Source organism: Microbulbifer maximicatervae (SeqCode), from assembly GCF_052467305.1.
The window spans coordinates 937,087-958,288 of the sequence record NZ_CP174306.1 but is presented as its reverse complement, the minus strand read 5'-3'; the positions used below and the strand labels follow the sequence as shown (position 1 = coordinate 958,288).

The 21,202-nt window shown below is 51.2% G+C and carries 21 protein-coding genes; 3 read left to right on the top strand and 18 right to left on the bottom strand.

Annotated elements, in window-relative coordinates; translation table 11 throughout:
* Positions 1 to 26: 26 nt before the first annotated feature.
* The 9 genes from ACJJI4_RS04330 to ACJJI4_RS04290 form a co-directional block, all read right to left on the bottom strand.
* On the bottom strand, positions 27 to 1,391 hold the full coding sequence (locus ACJJI4_RS04330) for an IS4 family transposase (protein WP_444895875.1): 1,365 nt from the start codon (positions 1,389 to 1,391) through the stop codon (positions 27 to 29).
* A gap of 192 nt (positions 1,392 to 1,583) precedes the next feature.
* The gene (locus tag ACJJI4_RS04325; protein WP_444927201.1) at positions 1,584 to 1,973 is read right to left on the bottom strand and encodes a DUF6678 family protein; all 390 of its coding nucleotides are present in this window, start codon (positions 1,971 to 1,973) and stop codon (positions 1,584 to 1,586) included.
* Between the two features lie 105 nt (positions 1,974 to 2,078).
* Positions 2,079 to 2,312, bottom strand: coding sequence for a hypothetical protein (locus ACJJI4_RS04320; protein ID WP_444926767.1), 234 nt, complete (start codon positions 2,310 to 2,312; stop codon positions 2,079 to 2,081).
* 104 nt (positions 2,313 to 2,416) lie between these two features.
* Positions 2,417 to 2,671 (bottom strand): hypothetical protein, encoded by a 255-nt coding sequence (locus tag ACJJI4_RS04315; RefSeq protein WP_444927200.1) that lies wholly within the window; start codon positions 2,669 to 2,671, stop codon positions 2,417 to 2,419.
* 178 nt (positions 2,672 to 2,849) lie between these two features.
* Positions 2,850 to 4,139, bottom strand: coding sequence for a group II intron reverse transcriptase/maturase (gene ltrA, locus ACJJI4_RS04310; protein ID WP_444925282.1), 1,290 nt, complete (start codon positions 4,137 to 4,139; stop codon positions 2,850 to 2,852).
* On the bottom strand, positions 4,136 to 4,273 hold the full coding sequence (locus tag ACJJI4_RS04305; RefSeq protein ID WP_444927199.1) for a hypothetical protein: 138 nt from the start codon (positions 4,271 to 4,273) through the stop codon (positions 4,136 to 4,138). The genes ltrA and ACJJI4_RS04305 overlap by 4 nt, the downstream gene beginning before the upstream one ends.
* Before the next feature lie 551 nt (positions 4,274 to 4,824).
* A complete protein-coding gene (locus ACJJI4_RS04300; RefSeq protein WP_444927198.1) occupies positions 4,825 to 5,313 on the bottom strand; it encodes a hypothetical protein in 489 nt (162 codons plus the stop codon).
* 1,055 nt (positions 5,314 to 6,368) lie between these two features.
* Positions 6,369 to 7,622 (bottom strand): Y-family DNA polymerase, encoded by a 1,254-nt coding sequence (locus tag ACJJI4_RS04295; protein ID WP_444927197.1) that lies wholly within the window; start codon positions 7,620 to 7,622, stop codon positions 6,369 to 6,371.
* Entirely contained in the window at positions 7,622 to 8,011 is a 390-nt protein-coding gene (locus tag ACJJI4_RS04290; RefSeq protein ID WP_444927196.1) for a LexA family protein, read from the bottom strand. Before ACJJI4_RS04290 ends, ACJJI4_RS04295 begins: the two co-directional genes overlap by 1 nt.
* Positions 8,012 to 8,299: 288 nt before the next feature.
* Here ACJJI4_RS04290 and ACJJI4_RS04285 point away from each other — a divergent pair, with 288 nt between their 5' ends.
* Together ACJJI4_RS04285 and ACJJI4_RS04280 are read left to right on the top strand one after the other, a co-directional pair.
* On the top strand, positions 8,300 to 8,914 hold the full coding sequence (locus ACJJI4_RS04285; RefSeq protein WP_444927195.1) for an AHH domain-containing protein: 615 nt from the start codon (positions 8,300 to 8,302) through the stop codon (positions 8,912 to 8,914).
* Complete coding sequence (locus ACJJI4_RS04280; RefSeq protein WP_444927194.1) at positions 8,911 to 9,453, top strand: hypothetical protein; 543 nt, start codon at positions 8,911 to 8,913, stop codon at positions 9,451 to 9,453. The genes ACJJI4_RS04285 and ACJJI4_RS04280 overlap by 4 nt, the downstream gene beginning before the upstream one ends.
* A gap of 110 nt (positions 9,454 to 9,563) precedes the next feature.
* On the opposite strand, the gene ACJJI4_RS04275 is transcribed toward ACJJI4_RS04280, so the two are convergent.
* Positions 9,564 to 9,860: a hypothetical protein gene (locus ACJJI4_RS04275; protein WP_444927193.1), complete on the bottom strand. Its 297-nt coding sequence runs from the start codon at positions 9,858 to 9,860 to the stop codon at positions 9,564 to 9,566.
* Positions 9,861 to 9,921: 61 nt separating this feature from the next.
* Here ACJJI4_RS04275 and ACJJI4_RS04270 point away from each other — a divergent pair, with 61 nt between their 5' ends.
* Complete coding sequence (locus ACJJI4_RS04270; RefSeq protein WP_444927192.1) at positions 9,922 to 10,239, top strand: helix-turn-helix domain-containing protein; 318 nt, start codon at positions 9,922 to 9,924, stop codon at positions 10,237 to 10,239.
* A gap of 43 nt (positions 10,240 to 10,282) precedes the next feature.
* On the opposite strand, the gene ACJJI4_RS04265 is transcribed toward ACJJI4_RS04270, so the two are convergent.
* The 8 genes from ACJJI4_RS04265 to ACJJI4_RS04230 all read right to left on the bottom strand — a co-directional run bounded on the left by ACJJI4_RS04265 (position 10,283) and on the right by ACJJI4_RS04230 (position 21,199).
* Positions 10,283 to 10,672: a hypothetical protein gene (locus tag ACJJI4_RS04265; RefSeq protein ID WP_444927191.1), complete on the bottom strand. Its 390-nt coding sequence runs from the start codon at positions 10,670 to 10,672 to the stop codon at positions 10,283 to 10,285.
* Between the two features lie 302 nt (positions 10,673 to 10,974).
* Positions 10,975 to 11,181, bottom strand: coding sequence for a hypothetical protein (locus ACJJI4_RS04260; protein ID WP_444927190.1), 207 nt, complete (start codon positions 11,179 to 11,181; stop codon positions 10,975 to 10,977).
* A gap of 2 nt (positions 11,182 to 11,183) precedes the next feature.
* Positions 11,184 to 13,637 (bottom strand): host specificity factor TipJ family phage tail protein, encoded by a 2,454-nt coding sequence (locus tag ACJJI4_RS04255; protein WP_444927189.1) that lies wholly within the window; start codon positions 13,635 to 13,637, stop codon positions 11,184 to 11,186.
* Positions 13,591 to 14,022, bottom strand: coding sequence for an NlpC/P60 family protein (locus ACJJI4_RS04250; protein WP_444927188.1), 432 nt, complete (start codon positions 14,020 to 14,022; stop codon positions 13,591 to 13,593). The genes ACJJI4_RS04255 and ACJJI4_RS04250 overlap by 47 nt, the downstream gene beginning before the upstream one ends.
* Positions 14,023 to 14,026: 4 nt before the next feature.
* Entirely contained in the window at positions 14,027 to 14,524 is a 498-nt protein-coding gene (locus ACJJI4_RS04245) for a DUF1833 family protein (protein ID WP_444927187.1), read from the bottom strand.
* Positions 14,521 to 18,078, bottom strand: coding sequence for an SGNH/GDSL hydrolase family protein (locus ACJJI4_RS04240; RefSeq protein ID WP_444927186.1), 3,558 nt, complete (start codon positions 18,076 to 18,078; stop codon positions 14,521 to 14,523). Before ACJJI4_RS04240 ends, ACJJI4_RS04245 begins: the two co-directional genes overlap by 4 nt.
* 2 nt (positions 18,079 to 18,080) lie before the next feature.
* The gene (locus ACJJI4_RS04235; protein ID WP_444927185.1) at positions 18,081 to 18,551 is read right to left on the bottom strand and encodes a hypothetical protein; all 471 of its coding nucleotides are present in this window, start codon (positions 18,549 to 18,551) and stop codon (positions 18,081 to 18,083) included.
* 2 nt (positions 18,552 to 18,553) lie between these two features.
* Complete coding sequence (locus ACJJI4_RS04230) at positions 18,554 to 21,199, bottom strand: hypothetical protein (RefSeq protein ID WP_444927184.1); 2,646 nt, start codon at positions 21,197 to 21,199, stop codon at positions 18,554 to 18,556.
* Positions 21,200 to 21,202 lie beyond the last annotated feature (3 nt).

The following is a 21,202-nucleotide window of genomic DNA, read 5'->3' as shown; positions in this document are numbered from 1 at the left end:
AACGCCGCCGCTGTGTTTTATACACATCATTTAAGCCCATTTAAAGCCTCTGCTGCTTCAATATAATGGAGCAGTTTGGTATATCCCTGCCAAACAGTTTTAACCCCTGGTTCGCCATCACCTTTACGTCCTAGAAATCCCCCTAGGCCTGCCAACATACGCGTTATATCTCTCATGCTTGGAGGTATATTCGGTGGGGAACTTTTATCTCGCATCATCCATACCATGCGCCATTCTTTTTCAGAGTAAGCACTCGTACATGGTTCATCAGGAAGACTTCTTGCTTGTGTAGTTATCGAATGTAGTCGCCATCCAATAATCATATAGATCGCAATACAGTTCAACATTCGCTGCTCTGTTCTAAAACGATTACTTTCTATCTGGCATCCGCCTTTTACCACCCGAAAATAGGTTTCAATTTCCCACCGGCTTCGATACCACTCAATGATAACTCTCGCCTGCTTAAAGTCTTCAACTGGAAGATCAGTTAACAGCATCCACTCAATGCCTTTTTCACCCTCTGGTGGGGTTAATTCTTTAGCCAATACAGCATAGAGAGAAAGTGGTCGTTTAGATCTTCCTTTTCCTAGCAACCGTATCTCAGTAGTGGATACGTTGACCTTGGCTTTTCTTCCAGGCTCTCCATTCCGTTTGGGAATATCTACCGTGTATAGACCGACAGATTTCTGCTCATTCATATGATCCCAAAGCAAAACCGTTTCTTCTCCATCGAGCTCTAAAGTGCGATTGGCCTTAGCTCGAACGATATAGCTCGCCCGCCGCTGTTCACTTTGCTCTTCAGCCAGCTGAAACCACTCATGAATATCACCCTCTCTATCAGCAATACTCACAATTGTGCTTTCAGGGCAGTGCTCTTGTATCTGACAAGCCGTTTCGTAATGGTCTAGCCAGCGTCGACTCTCCTTATCCTTTATCGACTTGGTATAGCGGGAATTAGAACTTGATTCCTTATCTCTCTGCCACATACTACCTTCAACAACACCCAAATTAACTCTGGATGGTGTTATCGCGATGGAGGTGTGCAAGAGTTGTTGGTTGGTCTCTTTACGCCTAAGTGTTCCCATCTCTTTACTTTCTAGGTCAGTGGCAAAATTTAGAAAGGTAGTATCTTGTGGGATAAGAACAACAGGCTGCACTTTGATTCTCTCAAGAGTTGCCGATTTATGACCGCTCATAATAGAGTCAAAGTTGACTTTATCATTTTCTATAAAGCGATAAGCTGCAAACGTTTCTGCCCAAGTTTTGTTTGCACAAGGAATGCTATTGTTTGGGTCTGAACTTAAATTACTGAGAATATTAGACAAGCGCTTATTCAAGCGTGTATCACCCATAACCTGATTTTTTACTTCGTCCATGACCCAGTCCTGCATAATTATCCAGCCAAATCTGTAGTTCTTACTGGGCTAAACTGTAGCTTATTGATTTACATAATAAAACTTAAAAAACTTGTGTATAAAACTTAGCGCCGCCGTCACGCGGCAATTGTGAAGTTGAATTTTTGTGGCAGCGTAGCGACCGCCACAAAAAAGCGACAGAAAAATTGCTCGCCGTGCACGGCTTTGTTATACGAATTCAGGGCAAGCCCCCGGTATTAAGTACCCCCATACCCGAAAGTATGACTCCTGATTGGAATATCTAATTCCGCGACTCTTTAGGACACTTAGAATCTCAGCTGACCTATTTGTCTCTTTATCTGATACGAGACGACCCCGATATTCACTCACAATGGGATTGAAATCTAGCCACTCTATTGCCGAAGTATCTTCGAACAATTGATCCCACCAAACTGGGCTAAAGCCAAAAATCTCATCTGACGTAATTAGCTTATATCTGATACAGATATTCAGAGAATGAAGTTCTTCAAAATCCCCGCATAACTCACGCCACTTTGTTTTGTTCATCGCAGAGACCAACTGACGCTCATTGATGATCTTAAGGAGATTCTCGTTCATACTTCAGTCGTATAACGCCTACCGCAGCGGCGGACGAACCGCGTAGCGGTTTGGCCGTCCGGCCCCGTAGGGGCGAACTGCCGGTACTTGTTAATGGTACGGGTTTTACTCAGCATCTGAATTGAACACCACAATACTAGGACCAGTTTTATTGATGCTTTCCTGGCTTGAAATAAAGTGCTCGTGGTTCCAGTCCTTGCCTGATTTTTCGATTGCGGCTGCACAAGACTCAAAGAAGCTTGCCAACTCACGTAATTGCTGAGGGTCAGCTGAAACCGTACATTCGTACAGTTCAAGCAATTCATCTTTCGTTTTATGTGAGTATCCGAATACTTTCACGATGCGAGTACCATTAACGCTTTGCTAAGGGGCAGCCGAAGCGTAGCGTAGGCTGTCCCGCGAAGGCCGCGCACTTTGCGACCGAAGTGTACTTCAGCAACTTGTTATAAGTTGTTGCCACCATCATGCCCTGTGGTTAATGGTGTGATATACACCATAAAAATGGCACTTGCTATCGCAATCAATGGGATACTCACTGTCGCAGCCATAAACCCAAAATACGCAAATACTGGCGCAAATAAGAAGAAAGCTAATGCTGTTGAAATAATGCCGATTACAGACGATGCATAACTTACAGTGAGAATCTGTACACCACACCCCTCGCAATGAAGAACGTCGCCATCAAAAATCAACTTCAACTTCGAAATCAATCGGAGTTTACTTACTATACATTTAGGGCATGAGAGCATATTTGTTCTTACGATTTAGTAGTGGTAGGACAGCCGGTTACCCTAACTGCCCCCACGCAGATCCGGACGTGCGGAACTACCGCATCCGGCTCTTCAGTAATATATTCGCTCGTGTAAAGCACGAACCCTAATACCAGTCCACAAGTATACTGCGTTTGTATACTCGCGGTGGCTTTAGCCCAAAATATCCCAGCATTTCCTTTAGACCATTCCAGTTGTAACTCTTGCGCTGACTCCGCCGGTTGAGCCATTTGTGTATGCTGTGTAAAACATAGCTGTACAAACGGGACAAGCTTCGACTGTTGTCTGGTAGACCGAAGTAGTTCTGGAACCCCTGTAGCTTGCGCTTCAGTGTGGGCAGCCATTCTCTCAGACGCTCACTGCGCTTGGCTTTGATCCAGTGGTAGAGCGCTTCCATTGCGCCCTTCTGTTTCTGTGCGGCAGTCCGGCGCCTGAGCCTGGGGCGTTTGTTGACGTCCAAGCTCCAGTAGAACTCAAAACCCAGAAACTGGAACTGCCGTTTTCGGCCCGGATGGAAGCGGCTAAAGCGCTTCAGGTGCGTTTTCTCGGGGGCTAACTGCAGGCCAAACTTGTTCAGCCGTTGCGGTAGTACCCGGTAAAAGCGCTCTGCATCCGTTTTCAATTGGAAAGCCACTACATAATCATCGGCGTACCGGATTAGCATGGCTCTGCCACGCATACGCGGCTTAACTTTCTTCTCGAACCACAAATCCAGGACGTAGTGCAGATAGATGTTCGCCAGTACCGGACTGACCACACCTCCTTGCGGGGTGCCTGCTGCCGCTTTACTGAACTTACCATCTGGAGTTTGCACGCGTACTTTCAGCCACTGCTTAATCAGTGTCAGCAGGGCTTTGTCGTCGATACGAAGGGCTAGCATCCGCAGTAACCAGTCGTGATCCAGCTGATCAAAGAAGCCTTTAATATCGGCTTCAACGATGTAGCCGTAGCCTTTGAATTGCAGATTTAAGCCAAGACTGTGTACGGCTTGGTGGGCGCTTTTCCTGGGACGGTAACCGTAGCTGAAGGGCAGAAAATCCTGCTCCCAGATACTTTGCAGTAGCTGCGCTACGCTCTGCTGCACCAGTTTGTCTTCCACCGTAGGCAGCCCCAGTGGGCGCTGCTTGCCGTTGCCTTTGGGAATCAATACCCGCTTAATCGCCTGGGTGCGGTAGCGTTTGTCACACAGCCGTTGATGTAGGCATTGAATATTTTGCGGCAGTCTTTGCCGGTAAACTTCGGTAGTTACTCCGTCGATACCGGGGCGGGCCTGCTTATTGAGCTGGCCCCAGCTTTGATACAGCAGGTTGGAATTTAGCAGTCCGTATAAATTCTGAAACCTGTGTCTGGGGTGGCTCTGTGCTTTAAATGCGATGGCGTGCAAGGCGGTTGTCATAGTGTCTCCAGCCCTACTTTGTCCGGACTATGTTTCTGTTGCACACCGATATTACTGTCAACCCCTTCGCCATGTAAGCGGCTTTCCCGCTCTCGGACTACTATGAGCTGATCCGACTTCCGAGTGGTCTTCATTGGTTTCGCCATTAGGCTTAACGTCTCTACCTGCTCCTTCAGGAACCTGCTCGGATCTCTCAAGTTCTCAATACTTCTCTTTCTACATGCCACGGCTTAATAACCCCGCCGATCCGCAACAACCTTACCATTACGGTTGCATTGCCTGGACTTCGATGGCGTTACACATCTCGTCAATCGGAGCTCACTTTATTATCGGAGCGATACCAGCACTTCAGGATCACGATAATCCCTATGGCCTATAGAATTCTCTGTGTACGCTTCACATAGTTTGTTCACAGTTGAAAAAAAAGATAATTATATTTTCTTTCCCTTCTGTTCCGCCCTACGCGCAACACTCGATACAGGTGGCTGGTTAGGCCTTACCCGACAGGGACTTCCACCCTGCAAGAAGCATCAAGCTTAGCTTGACGCACTAACGCCCGCAGCAGGGGCGACCAATGCTAAGCACATTTTGTGCGAAATTGGGAGCGCAGCGACCCGCACAAAATATGCTTAGCGTTGGGCGTCCCGCGGAGGCCCGAAGGGCCGTAGCAACCTGCCTGCGTTTGTTAACTGTTAGTGGCACCGAGCTTCTCATTTACTTTATTAATTTGCTTGGTAAGTACGTCTTTAGTTTCGGAGAAGAAAACAGCCTTTTGTGCCATTGCCATAATGACTAGAAAGGAAACAAAATAGCGAGTGCAAAGACCGACCACACCATAAAGACCACCCCTGGCTATTGCTTCCGGAATTTCCCAGAAACCAGATGCAACTTCCATAAAATATGGCAAAAGAAGTAGTAGCCATAAAAAAACGATTTGCTCGAAGACTTTAGGAAGAAGCCATTTCAAAAGTTCTCGCAAATCACTTTTTGACTCGTACCAAGTCAAACTCGATTCAAGCTGCCGAAGCCTTGTGTTGAGGATTCTTACACCAGTAGCGCCGGCCTTAACTTTAAATTGTGTAAACCAAGATACGAGCCACCGACGAATCAATGGTGTAGCCAGATTTACGATCAGGGCAATTAAAATTGAAATAAGAATGTCTGATGTGGTCATAATCTTACTGAACAGTTAACAGTTAATTCAAAAGCAGCGTCTATATATCACCCTTCTATATAATTCTACCGCCCTCAACCAAAGCCCGCTTAAAAACCCAATAAAATCAAAAAAATACATTGAGTGTCACGAAACGAAACAAGTAGATATAAAGCAGCGTCTTTATAATTCCGCGCTCTCCCTGCTTTATATCACTTTTCACATCCTTTAAAAATCAACAAGTTATAGAATTTTTCCCAGAAATAGGAGCAGCGTCTTTTGAATTCTGATATACGAAGCAGGACTTAATTATCAGTACTGTATTTCATCAGCCTACTATGCACATATGTCCCAGCTGGAGGGATGCGCTACCGCGTAAAGAATTGGCTTGCTTAGTACTCGACCTTACTGAGTCAGGAATCTTTTTTGTTGAGATCAGCAGCAGACTCTTTAGAGCAAAGAAAAGTGAAGGCCCTTACCTCAAAGACGAAAATATCCCCCTTCCCTACAAGGCTCTCATAAAATCACAGGGTCGCTTCTGGCCATTCCACTTGCAGTTGAAAAGCCATCCATAGTGGTTTGCCCCCCACTCTGCTATTCTGCGCCCCCTATAAAGAAGCCCTTCGAACTTTAGCCTGGACCTTTCTGTTCAGATCTATCCCGATTGCATGCTTCAAGAACATCAGGTTTGGGCTTGCCGTTCATTATTTGATCGAACGCTTCTGCTTATTAAGCCCCCGAGGAAACCTGCCCCCTACCCCAATCTGAGCCGGCCGCCACTCCTGCGGGGCTCTTGGGGTTTGCGAACACTTTTGTAACTTACTGATTTTCTTAGAGAAAAATGCCAAAAACCGCAAACAAGACCAAGGCCGCGAAACCCGAACACACCCCCATGATGCAACAGTAGCTAGGCAACCTACCCGCTAGCCCCCGCAATTACTTGCTTTACGGGGAATCGCTGTCTAAGAAAATGACGCCTCTAAACTCTTTTTCGCTCTATACAAATCAATGGGTTATACACATTTCTTAGACACATTTTGGCGTGAAATATCACCACTGGATATTTAAACAATTACTCAAGTCACCACCTGAGGTAATTCAGCCCACTGCGTTGTATAAGCTGGAGACCGATGCTCTTGCCGCATCTTCCACTTCTTGTTGATACCTTCAGCCCCCAGAAACAAGGTACCCCGGCCAAACCGCTGATTGATCTGGTCGATGGCCTGCATGGTCTCACCTGATCGTATTGGCTGGCCCGTGGTGAACATGTCGCCTTGCCCCAGTGATCGGGGGATAAGCTCTACCAGCCCTACCCCGGCTTTCAGGAATCGGTGCCCCTGCAGGAATAGTCCTGTAATCGCGCGCTTTACTAGCTGCACTATCAGCCGAGTGTCATCCGTGGGGTATGGGGTTTGCACTACCGTGCTGCGGCTATAGTAGTGCGGCTCATGGGGTGAGGTATGAAGGAAGACATGGACAGACTTCACCAGGGAATCCTGGGCGCGAAGCTTCTCTGCTGCCCTGCTCGCATACAGGGTGACGGCCTGCAGTATCGGCTGAATGTCGGTGAGCTTTTCGCCGAATGAGCGTGTGCAATAGATCTGCTTCTTGGCCGGTGGTTGCTCCTCCAGGCTTAAGCAACTAATGCCATTCAGCTCCTCTATCGTGCGCTCAATGTTTACGTTCGTGTGGCTGCGCAGAATTTTCGGATTGGCTTGTGCCAGGTCATAGGCGGTCTTGATTCCCAGGTGCCCGAGTCGCTTTGATAAGCGCCTGCCTACACCCCACACATCGCCCACCTCAGTGCGCCGTTGCAGCCATTGCCATTTTTCGGGGGAGTCTAACACGCACACGCCCTCACACTTGGGGATCTTCTTGGCGGCTCTATTTGCCAGCTTGGCCAGGGTTTTACTGGGAGCGATACCAACGCCCACCGGCATACGTATATCTCGCCAGAGAGTTTGCCTTATCTCCTGACCGTAATCCGACAAGCTCTCTTGCAACCCATGCAGATCCAGAAACATCTCGTCAATGCTGTAGACCTCAACCTCTGGGCTGTATTGCTTTAGGGTTGTCATTACCCGGTGAGAGATATCGCCGTACAGGGCGTAATTACTCGAGAAGATCTTTACTCCATGCTTTCGCAACAAGTGTTCGATCTTAAAGAACGGCTGTAAGTCGGGGATACCTAAAACCTTGGCCTCTTTCGAGCGCGCCACTACACAGCCGTCATTATTGGAAAGGACTACCACCGGAAGCCCGCGCAGATCCGGCCTGAATATTTGTTCACAGCTGGCATAGCAGCTGTTGCAATCAACCAGCGCCAACATCAGCAGGACCGGTGATACCGTACGGAAGCCTTGACCACTCCCTCGACAATCAATTCCTGCCCTTCCCAAATGGGGATCGGTGCGTATTTATCATTCGCGGACAGTAGCTGCCCTTTTTGCCGATCAAGCACTTTGCAGGTTAGCTGCCCATCCAGGGCAACCACCACTACATCACCGTGAACCGGGGTTAAGGATCGATCAACTACCAGCAAATCCCGGTCAAAAATGCCGAGATCCCGCATGGAATCACCATTGGCCCTAGCCAGGAAGGTGGCAGCCGGGCTGGTAATCAGGTGTTGATCCAGGCTGAGCGCTGCTTCTTTGTGGTCATCCGCTGGCGAGGGAAAGCCGCAGCTGACGCCACTGCCGTATAGAGGGGATAGTTTCATGTGCTCTAACAATATACTGTATTTATATACAGTGTATTAGCCAGCCCCCATGAAAGACAAGTAGCCTGTGTGACTCTGAAGCCGCCCAGAGACCGAGAACGGCTGCGGGACAATCGGTATCAAATTGAGGGGAGATGCATTGCGATCGACCCTCCAGTTGAGTTAGGCCTAATCAAATTTATATGGCAATAATAGTGAACCACCCCCCATTTCATTGACTTACACGAGCCGTTGCAGGCGAGCAGTCTTCATATAATCCAACTCAACTTCAGAGGAGGAGCATTGAACATGGGGCACTATGAACAACCAAAGCCGTTCTACCTGAAAGATCGCCGAGAAGTGGCTATTGATATGTTTGTCTCAAAGGACAATATCACCAAAGCAGACTACATCGCGCTAAAGGTTGTCGAACAGGTTGAGGCAGGGCTCGATAAATACCGCAAGTCCGCTGAGGACCTAGATGAAGAGGCTCTCCTAAATGAAGCCCATGACTCTGCCAAATTAGGGCGCTATATGGAGAGGAATGGCAAGCCACACCCTGGCGGCAATTGTGATGCCCACGCTATAGTCTCTGGCTCACACCCAATGGCTGTACAGCAAAGAGCTATTTTGGCCTATGTAAAAATCCGGATAGACGATATACGGAATGGCACCTGGCTCCCCAGCAGAACAGCAGACACGCCCCACCCCAAGATGCCGCTCGCAGTACCGCACTCACGCATCCATAGAAACGGGTATTACGAATGGCTACAGAGGGAATTTGATTCTCTTGATCTAGAAAGTTTATCTGCAGATTCAGTAGAAAAACTGCTTAAGGGAATAGAGTATGACCTTAAATTCTCTACGTTCCCAAACTATGTTATGTTGCCGGCAGATGAGCTAAAGCGTGTGTTAAAAGTATGAAAATCTATCAATTAAACGCAAATAGCAGCGGCTATATGACCCCCTATTTCGAACCAAATAATGTGCTCAAAAAGCGGGTAGGCATTAAGTTCCTTTTCAACACAACGCCTAAATCCTACAGTGAAGATTGGGAACCGCTGGAGCTAAGCATCAAAGCGTGCGATTCGGCACCGGTTATTCCAACGCTTTCTCGATGGCAAAATTACTTAGTGCTTCATGAATCGGCTTACAAGGCCCTCGAAAGTACGCTCAATCCTTTTGGGGAGTTTCTCCCCTGCACATATCAAGGCACAGCATTTTACCTGTTTAACCCCCTGACAATTGCTGAAGACCTTGATGCGGTAGTGCCTGGCTCCGTTACCAGAAACGGGAACTTGCTCTCTGGTATTGAATTCAACCAGGAAAAGCTGGAAGGGATACCAGTGTTCAGAACAAAAGAGTCCAATATCAGTAACTATTGCACTGAAGCTTTCAAGGAAATTGTTGAATCCGAAAAGCTTGAAGGTTTGATTTTCAGTAGCAACCTGACACACGATTAACAATCAAAGAAAAGCCATCTTCACAGCAAAACGCAGCTACTGAGTGGCTTTTCTATTGTCATCCCGCCATTGATTGAGCACTCAATGTGTTACAAGTGCTGGATAGGCCACTAGAAAATCATGGGTGGGCTAGCTGGCTTGTCAGCGGATTTCTGCGCATCCTTTACCGGCTGGGTAACAATCAAGAAAACCGCATACACCAACCAGGAAAAGAAAAAGACGCCGAGGAACCAGCCCACTTTTGCCCCGCCGTGGGAACGGCTGGAAACCAACACATGTACCACAGGTACCACAAAGAAGAGCACAATCATCAATAAGATGATCAACTGCCAAATACTAATCCCACCGAATCCCATAACGGCCTCCTTGCCAAGCATAATTGTTTTTTGACGAACAACCGGCAGCATACCGCAGCTTGCTACATCCGCCTATATTTCTCGGCAATCGCTTCAAACTGGCGGAGATAGATTGCTTCGATGCAACGCACGGAAACGGGAGAGGATGACGATTGCACAGCTGGCAAGGCAGCTGGGGCTTGTGTCATCTCAAATTTCGAAAATGGAAACGGGCGTACAAAGAATACCGGCTGACCTGCTGCCGGTGTGGTGTGAGGCGGTGGGGATTACTTTGGCGGAAGTGTACGGGGTGGAGAACCTGCACCACTTTGCGCAGATTCCCTTTCCCCCTTTTCTTGCTCGACTTTATTCGCAATTACCGGAGGAGTTTCGCCGGCATATCCATCGGGTTATTGAGAGTAGCTACCAACTTTGGAAGAGCTTGCGATAATGCCCAAATCAGGTGCGCCGTAGGCGTCACCTGGATTCGCTTGTTAGTTTTTGTTTTGTAGTACCTTGAACAATGAACTATTTTTCCAGTTCAATTCATCGCCGTTGGCACAAATAATTTCTTGAATAGCAATGGACAAATCAGAACCTGACCCATAAGTTAGGCAACTTTGGCATTCACAAAGAACATGATCAGGTTTCAATTTATAAACATTAAGCTGTTTTTCACCACATTGAGGGCAATTTTCAACTTTTTCAAGATACTGTTTTTTCTCTTTCTCTTGTGTTTTTTCTATCAGTGCAAAAGCATCTGAATTCATCTTTCGAATTTCAGTTTTAAGCTTTCTTTTTGCTTCTTGCTCCAGCTCCTCTGCACTTGGAGGTCCGGGAGCATATTCAGGAAAATCTTCGAAAAACTCTGACCATTCACCCATATTAAACTTCCAATTTGAAAATGCTGGTGAAAAACTAACAGTGTATCCAAAAACAGTTGCAATATATCACCCACCAATATATCTACAAACTTCCTTCGGCCACGATATAAAAAGTCTTTGAGTAACGTTAACTTATCGGCAGTTGGCACACGTGTACACAAGTGGATATATTTCAGCTGCATTATATCCAGACATTTTGGGCGCTATATATCTTTTTGGAAACCCCTTAAAGGTCAGAAAGGTTGCATCTTCTTTCCTGCACATAGATGAAGATGCTTTTGACCCCAGATGTATAAAGCAGGCTAGGTGACCTGATTATTCCAATAAATATTGTTTAACGCCCCCAACATCTGCCCCACCACCCCGGCTAAATCCGTCGATGTATCCCCAGTAATCTGCGGCAATGTCGCCGGGCGGTTGGCTACCTGCCAGCCGCTGCTGCCGTTGATATATAACAGGCCATCCGCCTGATTCAGTGCGACCTTGGCGGGGTGGCAGATCACCACCACAACTACTCCGGTTCCCCATCATCATCCAGATAAACCCGCTCATCGTAATTCACTGCGGTCATGCTCACCCGTTCTGTACCCGAGGGTTTAATGTCGGTAATTAATGCGGGATAACTCCAGCGATTCGCCTCGCCAAACATAAAGAGCGGCGGTTCCATGCTGCCATCTAAAACCGGCGCAAAGTCCAGGTCGGTATCGATGGCTATCACGTTGGCGCTGTCGGTTACCGTCGCGGTATAGAGCCCGGATAGCTTGCCGTCTGGCTTGCGCAGCGCAAGAAAGTGCGTGCCGCTGCCCCACTCCAGATCTGCATCCAGGGTGATTTCTCGCCCGCTCACCGCCAGCACCCTGCCCGTCTGCGAGTAGCCGGGGATATCGTCGGCCAAGGCGCAATAGCTCAGGTAGCGGCTGTTGAGGCCGTCCATCTCCGTTTTGAATGAGTAGCGGGTGCGGCGGTAGCGCTGGATGCGGCGCTGCCGCATGCCGAAACGCCAGGCTTTGGTCTCGTCGGTAATACCAAAAGCCCTGACTTTCTTGGGGGTCAATCCCTGATCCTCCGGCAGGGCGCACAGCACGGTGGCCGGTTTCCAGGTCTGTGGGTCGAAGTATTCCACCTCCACCCCGTCCGGTTCGTCGGGATCAAATAGGCTGATATCCTGCTCCAGCTCACCCACCCGGTTGTCTGGCTGATACATGTGTTCAAACGCGGTGCGGGGGCCATCGCGTACGGGGATTATTTGCCCGTAATCCAAGGTGGGTTCTGCGTAGCCGACGGCCAGGACTTTCTTTAGCGCTTCAAACAGGGTGGTTTTGTTGTCGAACACTGCCGAGAAAGTATCGCCGCGCGCGCTCCACAGCTCGTGCAGCGCTTCCAGTTCCTCTAGCCCGATCTGGTGATCGGTATGGCCCACGCTCTTGATGATATAGGCAAAAAACGGGGCAATGTCCTCGGTGGCTTTGGCCGCGGACCAGCTGCCATTTTCATACACCGGCAGCTTGCGCGTGGGAATTAAATTGAATTTATTTTCGGCACTGCCGGCCAGGGCGTTGGTGCCGCGAATCTTCACCGCAATAGTGGTTACGCCCTCGTAACTGCTGGCACTGTCTAGCTCGGCCCTGAGTGCCGTCCACTGCACCATGTCATAAATGCGGGTATCGTCGCTGGCTTCGGTGACGCGCCTGACACGCACCTCCGGGCGTATGGCCGAGCCGATATTAATTTTTTCGGTGTGCCCTAGCTGGTCATTGGTGGCATTGCTAAAGGTATGGGTAACGGTGGTCCAGCTCGACGCGCCTTCTGCACGATAGTCGATATCAATGGCAACTTCCTGGCTATCAAAATTGCCATTGTCTTTGATGCGCCCCAACCCCTGCGGCAGGAAGAAATCCAGCTCTATATAACGGGTAGTTTCATTTTCCGGGCAGGCGAAGATCGGCCCCAAATAATTGCCAGCGCCACCGCCATTGCTGGCGATAGTGATGGCCTCATGCTGAGAGGCGGCGAATCCAGTCCAACTGGTATCCGGGTTGCCGTTCGCATCCACCTTCTCCATCTGGGCACTATACGTATCTCGCAATTGCACACGAAAATCACCATCGTTACTGCTGTTAGAAATAGTCACTATTTCCCCGACCACATAGGGAAAGTGAGCGGCAATGTACCCTGAGAACTCCGGGTCATAGATATAGCGGCGCAGCGATTTACTACTAAACGTCCAACGGGATAGGCCGTCATTTCCCCCAACCGAAGTGGATGACCCCTCCAGCTCTAAACCCGTTTGGCCCGAGCTGCTGCCCACCTCGGGAGAGAGGTAAAAATTGCGGTGGGCGTCGTGGTCGGTGACATCCTCACCGGGACCAAATACCCGATACTCAATATCGCCGGCGTAACCGCTCACCGGGGTATTGCCGATATAAATATTGTCCGCACTGATTTCGTAATCCCCGACACCCACGCATAACATTAAATACAGATATTGTTCGTTGTTGTCGTACTGGCGTCGAGGCTGGCACAGCAAATCCGGATACACTTTATGGCGGCCGGCAATTTCCGGTACCACACCCATCAGCCGGGCCTGATTGCCCTGGGCGTTGGGGTCGTAAATGGTCGAACCATCCGGGGTGGTTTGGTTGTAGTTATCGGGGATTTGCTGGGAAAAATAGATTGCGGCCGCCGCCGCCGCAACAGCCACTACCGCCATCACAATCACTGCCAGGCCTTTGGCCTCCACCACTAACTCAAACTGATCGCCAGACTGAATCCTATAGCCTGCCCATTCGCTAGGCGGCAATGGCTCATTATTTACTGACGCCGAAAATAGTGGCACCGCTCGGGGCTCATAGCTGGGTACATTATTTTTTAACCAGTGTTCGAAGGTTTGCCCGGGCTTCGCTGTGCAGGTTTCGAAGTTACCTCGCTCGAGCTTGCTGGGGTAGATTTTGAGAATTGCATTCATGGTGAAAAAATTCGCAGCGTTGGAACAATCGGCGGAAGGCGCGCGGGCTGGTGAGTAGCGGCTTGCCATATTGCCGACCGGTGTGCAGGACTTGGGTTTGGCCGTTGTTCACGACAATGCCCACATGAATCAGGCAATCGCCGCTAAAGCCGCAGGCGACAGCGCCGGGTTTACAGGGGCCCGATAAAAAATCCGGCACCACCTGCAAATAGCTGGCGGTCAGCAGCGTTTTATTGTCGGGGCACACATGGCCAAAGGATTCCAGCAACGGCGTTTTGAATTGCCGGTACAAGACATCGCGCACCAGTCCCCAACAGTCAAAGCCATGCATATCCCGGCCGCCGTCCACATAGGGGACGGTGAGATAGTCGTTAATCCAGTGCATAGGGCTAGCCGTAGTATTTAAGGCCGGGGGCAAAATCGGGGGTATAGAACAAGTTCGGCCAGGCTTTATTGACCAGATCGTGAAAGCTGGCAATCACCGAAACGCTAGCCGGGTTGGCTTTTACCGAAACTGCGGTCATGACCGTGGCCGGCTGCGCGGGGGCGCTTAGGTTCGACACCAAATACTGGCGGTAAATCACCTGTATTGCCCCGCCCGCCTCCAGCGCGGCCTGAATATTTTGCAGCGCTTCGCCGGTGACATTATCCAGTTGGAACTGTAAATCCTGACGGCCACGTATGGAACGCTGCGGCAGGGAAACACCGAAGCCGCTCGCGGTAAAGGTTGCGGTTTCCCCGTCCTCCAGAACCGCTTCGATATCGTCAAAACCCTGGCACAGACGAATCGCACCGCCCTCAAAGGCGGCGTGCTTCAGCTCCAGGGTATGGATGATAATTTCATCAATCGGGGCGCTGGCGTAGACGGTTTCTAATACCGCGCTCACAGGAAGAGCTCGGCTAGAGCCTGGCCGTATTTCCGCAACTCGTAGGGGCCGGGGTGATTAAACCGATTGGCGTTACACATAGACAATGGACTGAGTGCAATGCCGCCGAGGCGCTCGTTATCCGCCAGGTAAGTGGTGGAGACGAAGGCGCTATCGGTTTCCTGAGCAGCGAGCCACAGGCGATCATTGGTGGTGCGCCAGCTGTCCAGACTGGATTGGCCTCCGATAGAACTGATGCGCGGGCATCCCATAATAATTACATCGGCTCCGGCCGCCTTACATTGGCGGGCAATTGCAGCCACGTTAGTGGAAGTGCTGCTTTGCCCTATTTCATTCATTCCAAAACCTATCACCACCAAGTCTGGAGAAGTTGCCAGCATGGTACTGAGGCGATCCGGGTGCAGGCCGCCATGACGCACGCCATCTGGGTCGGTATAGTTCGCACTGGTTGTGCCACCGATGCCCCAGTTGTCATAGGTAACCGTGGAACCGAAAGCCTCTTCCAGATGCGCCTTGAGATACCAGTTCCAACCCAGATGCAGATGCACCTGGCCCGCGCCATCATCGTGATCATAGCGGAGCCATAGATCCTTAGTATCTTGCGGATAATCGCCGTAATAGGAATCTATATCGCGGGCAGTTCCATTCGGAGTTTGCCAACTGCCACCGCCCTGTGCCGTGATCGAGTCACCATACCCTGCGATGGCTAGCGGGTTGCCCTTGCGCAGCTTGCCCAAAGTTCGCTGTAACGCGCGGCGATTGAAGGCGGAGCGCCGGAGTAATTCCCGTTCGCTACCCTCAAGAAGCCCATATTCCCAGGGGTACAGGGGAATCAATTCACAGTTATTGCCATACACATAGGCCAAGTAAAGCGGCCGCTTATCGTGGCTTGGGGTAGGAATATACTCCTCTGGATCATAGCTGCGACTAGCCCCCTCCTTAACGCTGACGGCCCCGGTGAAAGGGTCGTATTCAATCAAGTCGTAACGCGAGTCGTAACCGTCATAGGTGATCTCCACATCGAAGGCCGGTATATCCTGCAGCCCTTGCACCTTGCCACCGTCATACCACACACTGTAATCCACACCCTCTACCAGAGGCTGGCTATCAGAGGTGCGCATCATCGAGACATTGCGAATAAAACGATACGGCAGATAGGCACCTGGGTGGTAAAACAACCGCTCATCGTTATCGTAGAGCAGAGAGTAGGTTTCTGTTTTTGCCAAGGTTTTTGCGGGGTGACTGAGTTCCAACTCTTCGGTGGTCAATTTGATCGGCAGATTAAGTCGCTGTAACTCCAAGCAAGAGAGCGTTATCGTAACGCCAGACACCTTTGACTGACCGACCCGCACCTCAGTATGCGTCGGGACAATCGACTCTTGCCCCGCCACTTGGTAGCGGTTCACCATCACGCGAAAACCTATGCTTGAGGTACCCGCTATTGGGCTCCAGGTTGCGTTGGTGCTGACACCATACCAACCCCGCTGCCAAATATCGTCATTGGAATATTCATCGGTCGAGCGTCCCATACCGATGCCATAACCCGGGTAGGCCTCAGTATCAAAAACAAAAATGTACAGATAGCCCTCCTCCAGCTCCCCCACTTCATCGGTATTGATCGATAGCTCAAACCAACCATTATCTGGGGCGGCAATATCGGCATTTTTAAAATCTTTTTCGAAAAATACTTCGTCCTCTTCCAGAGAGCCAGGGGTGCTATTTAAATCCAAGCTGTCCGGCCGCCGGTAAATCCGGAAATTAAATCCCGGTAAAGACGCCATGCCACTGGTGAGGAATTCCAGCTCATCCACCTTCGTGGTTGTCAGTGGCTGATAGCCCACGGCCCAGCGGTCGAAAAAGCGGCCATCGTTGGTTTCATGCTGCCAGCCCAATCCGGCGCGCGGGCGCTCATAAACTGGCACGCCGACTAACACCATCCCCGAGGTTATCTGGTCCAGCTTTTCCTTGGTGACATAGGGCGTTAACGCAACCGTTTCGATCTGCGGCATAAAGTTGCTACTCGGAAGGGCAAAGGTCATTTCCGAGTAATCTTCCAATTGGTAACCGCCCAAACGGCGATCACCACTCGAAATATCGGGATGCATGGCACCAGCAATTCCCAACCCTGAGCGCTGCCGATGAACATCCAGCCCGGTTAAGGTGATGGCATACTCTCGCCCTTCCTTAAAGGTAATACCCAGGGGCAACTCTAAATCGACACCTGCCGGAGAAAGTGCCACCGGATGCTCGCGCTTGTAGTAACGCGGGCGTTGGTAAAAATTACTGAGGGACATCACCCCAGGCGCATCCTCAAAGATTTCTATACACACATAGCGGGTATCTAAATTGGCCCCTGGAGAATTGGCCGAATAGGCATTATTGAGGGTGCAGCGAAGCGCATCGACATAAGCGGTTTTTTCTAATGCCCGAAAAGTTAACCAACCGGTAAAGTCGCCCCCCTTCCAACTGTTAATATTGGCCCGACTCGCCTCATTGAGAGGGTCCACACTAATGGCAGCACCATCCCCTAGGCCGAGGGCCGTGCGGATCTTTTGTGCCGCCACCCCATTGCGCCCAGCATCCGCCAGGACATTGGCCTCAGCGCCGCTAGTCAGCACAACCAGGCCAAGACACTTATTACTGCCGGGGTTGTACGCTATCCAGTCGCCATCCACTTTCTGGTAAAAGCCCGCCAGCTGCGAATCTGTATTCGAGTCGAACGGCGCACGAGTCCAGCCTGATTGCGCCCCAATCGGTGCATTCAGTGCCGCCGCGGTGTCACAGGTATATTCGACGAAATAGTAATAACCCGGAATAGCCGTAAATTGGAGCCCCAGAGAAAACTCCTCCCATTCCCCCGCCGCCACTCCGTCATAGCTGCTGAGATCGTAACTGGTATTTACCAGCACTGAGTCACTGCTGTAATTGTTTGCCGGAGGCCCTGTATTGGGACTATCCACGGCGCGGCGAATGACTCGCACATGTAGCGTCACCATGTCATTGGTACCGGTGAGGCGCAATTTAATATCGCTGATATTCCGCGCTACCAATACGCGGAATACCGGTGCCCATCCCTTGAGCCCTACAGAGGGCAGCCAGGCAGAAACCATAGGGCGAAAGTCAGCCTCAGCCACCTCGGTTACCGGGTATTCCAGCTCGGCAGCGCTCAGGCCGACCGCTTGTGCAGAAGCATTTTCCTCGGTGGCCAAGTGCTGCTTAGCGTTGACATAGGCTTTGATGTCATAGGGAGATTTAATCCAGGTTCCGCCGTCCCAGCCATAGAGGCCATTGTTATCTTCTGAATCGTTCCACACTTCGGCCAAAGTGTCGACGGGCTGCGCTATATCCGCCGTCATTAGTGCCTTGGTAGCATAGGCGCGTCTGCCTTGCACCTGCGCCTGCAGTTGCTCGAAACGCGATTTAATCGCTTTGGAAATGGTGTCTTTGGTCTGCCCGTTGACTAAAACCGTTTCTTCCTCGCCGCCGGCCAGAATTGCATCTAGTGCATCAATATCATTCTGTAAGCGAGTCACCTCCAAGAAATAATTGCTCATCATCACTCCTGATAACTATCGACAGCGCGGTCCACGCCCCCGCTAAATTGTTGAATGGTGTTCGGGGCCAGCAGGCCCGCAACGGTTTGCTCCTCGCTCATCACTGCGCGGTTTTCAATTTCTATCCGCGCGCGGTACTCCCAAGTGCGCGGCCCCAGCGGTTTGCAGTCGCCGAGGGGGTGGGTAATAAAGCGCAGGGTGTGGGGGATTAACCCCTGCGGGGTGAGTACGTCGGCGGTAAACCAGGCAATCGCATCGCCAAGGGCGTGTACGACAAACCCCTCAAACAATGCAGCCTGATCGCTGTGGCAGCGCCAGCTTGCCGACAACTCCGTGGGCACGCGGGGAAAGCGGCGACGCTGACGGGCGCGACCGCTGGCCATGGTGGTGCGGATGCGGTTTTCCACCCTTTTTTGCGCATACCCGTCCAGCAGCGGGGCCGGCAGATCCGCTGGGTATTGAATTAACGCCATAATTAAAATCCGCTGCGGGAAAGGTTGTAGGTGGACTCGACAGCCGTGGCGGCATCCCCGCCATCACGGATATTGGCCACAAAAATACTGATGACTTCACTCTCGTTTACGCCTTGCGAGCGCTCTACCTGGCCGGCTTTGGCGGCGTCTTCGTAGAGGTTGACGGTGATGCTGCTCTGTAAACCGCCCCCCTTCAGCGCTGCGGTTAAATCGGCATTTTGATTGGGAGATAAAACCCGCTCCCCCCTATCCAATAGATAGGTGGATTCTTTCGGTACATAGTCGAGACCGCCGTGGGCGATGCCGGCAGGCTCTTTGATACTGTTTAGCTGGTTCTTAATCTGCAACCCTTGAGTGGTAGCGCCGATAATAAAGGGGATATTCTGCGGAAAGCCGACTTTCGATGCTTTGGCAATATTTTCAACCATGGCGGTGCCGGCGGTATAAATGGCCATGCCCATTTGCAAGGCGGCCATTTTTTTATTGTGGGTGCCGACTGCCGACAGCAGTTGCTTGGCGCCATCCACATAAGTGCCTAGCCGCGCTTTTTCGGTTGTTTCCTCTAGGGCTTGCCGCTGCGCCTGATGTTTTTTTTCCAGCTGCGTGAGGCTGCGCTCATACTCGTCACGGGCAATTATCTTTTGGGTATAAGCCTTGTCCAGCAGGGCCATTTCTTCATCTTGCTGCACCTGCAATTGTTCCATCTCGGTGAGCCAGGAAAGCTGTAAAACCTCCAGGCGGGCAATCATGCGTTGGCGTTCCGCATCACCTTCGCCGCCAGCAGACCGCGCCTGCTCTTCAGCCAGAGCCATTTGGTAGCGCTCTTTCTCACGTTCGGAATACTCAGATTGCAGCGCCTCAATAGAATCAAAACCGCGCTTGGTGAGCTCTTCCTCTGCAATCTGCAACGTGGCTATTTGTTGCAGTCGCTGTTCATGGTCGAGTTGAATCTTGCCGCGCCGGTCGGCCAGAAACTCATCAAGCTGGGAAAGCTGCTGGGCTCCAGACTCTTGCTCGGCCTGAAGTCTTGCCATCGCAGCCGCACGCTCACTTGCTTCCCGCTCCAATGCTGCCTTGAACTCTGCTTCAGTCTCCTCCCGAAGCCGCGCTTTATTCGGCTTTCCAAGATTTGCCAAGCCGGCATCAGCCTCTTTCAAGGCTTGATTGAGGGTATCAATCTGGTCGTTCAGTTCACGCACTCGAGAATCGTCGTTTCCGAGTGCGACCTGATAACCAAATCGCGAGCCCTCTTTGGTGCCGCCATCCCGCAGCAGGTCCCGTTGTTTAATGAGCTTATTAATTTCTTTTTGCAGACCATCTCGCTCAACCAAGACTTTTTGCTCGCGGTTGATACGTTGTGCATCAGTCAGCTTTTTCCAGCTACTAGTAAGCTCATTGATCTTGCCTGTCAGCGTTTCAGCATGCGCTTCTGCGGTGGGTTGAGACGCATTCCAGGCAACCAGAGAGGCCACCGCCACTGTGATCACTCCAACCGGCCCGCCGAGAAAAGCAAATGCAGACTTAAGTCCCGCAGCGGCCATCGTCGCTGTGCGCGTCGCAATAGTCGTGCGGCCGACCACCTGCCCAAACGCATTGGTCTGGACGGTGGCCTTGTACGTTTCCGCATTCAGCAGCGCCAGCTGTGCTACGCGGGGGCCAATTGCGCCCGCAAAGCGGCCGGCCATTAATACCGTCAGCGCTGTGAACGCAGTTCCCAATCCCTCGGCTAATTCATGGGAATTATCGAGCACCCCCGTGAGGCCTTGTATAGCGCGCGTAGCTACACCGGTGGAGCCTGAAGTTCGGCTGAACTCCTCAAGAAATTCCTGCCAAGACTGAGCGAGTGAATCCACTGCGCCCGTCAACCCACCGGCCTCAGCGGAGCCGGCACCGCCCACCTGCTGGGCCAACTTGGCGAGAATATAACGTTGCGCCTCAGCTACGCGGCCGCTTTCCTGCATGGTTCTAATCTGTTCTTTTTCCACCTCAGTGAACGAAACACCAGAACGCTTGAGCGCAGTTAATCCTGTTGCGGGATCTTCCAACGCCTTACCCAATTGCAGTGCCGCACTCTTGGCATCGCCCCCCATCACCGCGGCAAGGTCTTGCGACAGCACAATGGCATTATCAAAGACATCGGCCTGCACTGACTTGAATGTCAGCAGCACGCCCTGCGCATCGCGAATGCCGGAAATACTAGCCAAGGTTGCGCGGGCAACAGACCTCGCCTGCTCATCCAACTGCTGTGCTGTGCGGCCACTGGCATTACCCGTAGCCCTGAGCAAGCCCTCAATCTTAAGCTGGCCCCGCTCCATTTCTTCGCCGGCGCGGATACTCTGATAAAACGTAGCGACAACACCGGCCACACCCGCCCCAAAAAGGGCCCAACTCGTGGCACCACTGGCCAGCAAACCATTGAGAGCACCGACTCGACCGGAAATACCGCCCAGAGGCCCGTCAATGGCAGCGACACCCTGTGCAGCCCCTCGCATGGAGCGGCCGAACATATCACCCGCTGCACTGGTGGACTTCAGTTCTCGGGTTAGCTTTTTATTGCGTGCAGTAGCTTGGTCCATCTCCCGCTTATATTGAGTGGAGCGCAGCTCCAAGTTGGCCACCATCGTGGCCATGGATGTTTGTTTAGCCATTGC

Coding starts and splice junctions, on each gene's coding strand:
- ACJJI4_RS04330 (WP_444895875.1), bottom strand. CDS start 1,391: ATGCAGGACTGGGTCATGGACGAAGTAAAAAATCAGGTTATGGGTGAT.
- ACJJI4_RS04325 (WP_444927201.1), bottom strand. CDS start 1,973: ATGAACGAGAATCTCCTTAAGATCATCAATGAGCGTCAGTTGGTCTCT.
- ltrA (WP_444925282.1), bottom strand. CDS start 4,139: ATGACAACCGCCTTGCACGCCATCGCATTTAAAGCACAGAGCCACCCC.
- ACJJI4_RS04305 (WP_444927199.1), bottom strand. CDS start 4,273: ATGAAGACCACTCGGAAGTCGGATCAGCTCATAGTAGTCCGAGAGCGG.
- ACJJI4_RS04300 (WP_444927198.1), bottom strand. CDS start 5,313: ATGACCACATCAGACATTCTTATTTCAATTTTAATTGCCCTGATCGTA.
- ACJJI4_RS04295 (WP_444927197.1), bottom strand. CDS start 7,622: ATGTTGGCGCTGGTTGATTGCAACAGCTGCTATGCCAGCTGTGAACAA.
- ACJJI4_RS04290 (WP_444927196.1), bottom strand. CDS start 8,011: ATGAAACTATCCCCTCTATACGGCAGTGGCGTCAGCTGCGGCTTTCCC.
- ACJJI4_RS04285 (WP_444927195.1), top strand. CDS start 8,300: ATGGGGCACTATGAACAACCAAAGCCGTTCTACCTGAAAGATCGCCGA.
- ACJJI4_RS04280 (WP_444927194.1), top strand. CDS start 8,911: ATGAAAATCTATCAATTAAACGCAAATAGCAGCGGCTATATGACCCCC.
- ACJJI4_RS04275 (WP_444927193.1), bottom strand. CDS start 9,860: ATGCTGCCGGTTGTTCGTCAAAAAACAATTATGCTTGGCAAGGAGGCC.
- ACJJI4_RS04265 (WP_444927191.1), bottom strand. CDS start 10,672: ATGGGTGAATGGTCAGAGTTTTTCGAAGATTTTCCTGAATATGCTCCC.
- ACJJI4_RS04255 (WP_444927189.1), bottom strand. CDS start 13,637: ATGAATGCAATTCTCAAAATCTACCCCAGCAAGCTCGAGCGAGGTAAC.
- ACJJI4_RS04250 (WP_444927188.1), bottom strand. CDS start 14,022: ATGCACTGGATTAACGACTATCTCACCGTCCCCTATGTGGACGGCGGC.
- ACJJI4_RS04240 (WP_444927186.1), bottom strand. CDS start 18,078: ATGAGCAATTATTTCTTGGAGGTGACTCGCTTACAGAATGATATTGAT.
- ACJJI4_RS04235 (WP_444927185.1), bottom strand. CDS start 18,551: ATGGCGTTAATTCAATACCCAGCGGATCTGCCGGCCCCGCTGCTGGAC.
- ACJJI4_RS04230 (WP_444927184.1), bottom strand. CDS start 21,199: ATGGCTAAACAAACATCCATGGCCACGATGGTGGCCAACTTGGAGCTG.